General features: G+C 40.9%; 1 protein-coding gene. It reads left to right on the forward strand.

Annotated features, from left to right (window positions below; all coding sequences use genetic code 11):
* Positions 1-1,185, forward strand: a complete 1,185-nt coding sequence (gene tuf, locus ACGH49_RS10830; protein ID WP_065605820.1) for an elongation factor Tu — start codon at positions 1-3, stop codon at positions 1,183-1,185.
* Positions 1,186-1,190 lie beyond the last annotated feature (5 nt).

The raw sequence follows: 1,190 nt of genomic DNA on the forward strand, positions 1-1,190 counted from the left end.
ATGTCTAAAGAAAAATTTGAACGTACAAAACCCCACGTTAACGTTGGTACAATCGGCCACGTTGACCACGGGAAAACAACTTTAACAGCTGCAATTACAGCTGTACTTGCAAAAAAATACGGCGGTCAAGCTCGTGCATTCGATCAAATCGATAACGCACCGGAAGAAAAAGCACGTGGTATCACCATCAACACTTCACACGTTGAATACGATACACCAACTCGTCACTATGCACACGTAGACTGCCCAGGCCATGCTGACTATGTTAAAAACATGATCACTGGTGCTGCACAAATGGATGGTGCTATCTTAGTAGTGGCAGCAACAGATGGTCCTATGCCACAAACTCGTGAACACATCCTTTTAGGTCGTCAAGTAGGTGTTCCTTACATCATCGTATTCTTAAATAAATGTGATATGGTTGATGACGAAGAATTATTAGAATTAGTTGAAATGGAAGTACGTGAACTTCTATCTCAATATGATTTCCCAGGTGATGATACACCAGTAATTCGTGGTTCTGCGCTTAAAGCGTTAGAAGGCGATGCAGCATGGGAAGACAAAATTGTTGAATTAGCAGAAGCATTAGATAGCTATATTCCAGAGCCAGAGCGTGATATCGACAAACCATTCCTATTACCAATTGAAGACGTATTCTCAATTTCAGGACGTGGTACAGTAGTAACTGGTCGTGTTGAACGCGGTGTAATTAAAGTTGGTGAAGAAGTTGAAATTGTTGGTATCAAGCCAACTACTAAAACAACTTGTACTGGTGTTGAAATGTTCCGTAAATTGCTAGACGAAGGTCGTGCAGGTGAAAACGTTGGTGTATTACTACGTGGTACAAAACGTGAAGAAATCGAACGAGGTCAAGTACTTGCAAAACCAGGTTCAATCACTCCACATACTGATTTTGAATCAGAAGTGTATATTTTAAGCAAAGATGAAGGTGGTCGTCACACTCCATTCTTCAAAGGTTACCGTCCACAGTTCTACTTCCGTACAACTGACGTAACTGGTACTATCGAATTACCAGAAGGTGTAGAGATGGTAATGCCTGGAGATAACATTAAAATGACAGTATCCTTAATTCACCCAATTGCAATGGCAGAAGGTTTACGTTTTGCGATTCGTGAAGGTGGTCGTACTGTTGGTGCAGGTGTTGTTGCTAAAGTTATTAAGTAATCAAA

This window comes from Gilliamella sp. BG7 (assembly GCF_046635565.1).
Taxonomy (GTDB): Bacteria; Pseudomonadota; Gammaproteobacteria; order Enterobacterales; family Orbaceae; genus Gilliamella; species Gilliamella apicola_P.

Bases quoted from the DNA above. Each gene is read 5' to 3' on its own strand.
- tuf (WP_065605820.1), top strand. From the start codon at position 1: ATGTCTAAAGAAAAATTTGAACGTACAAAACCCCACGTTAACGTTGGT.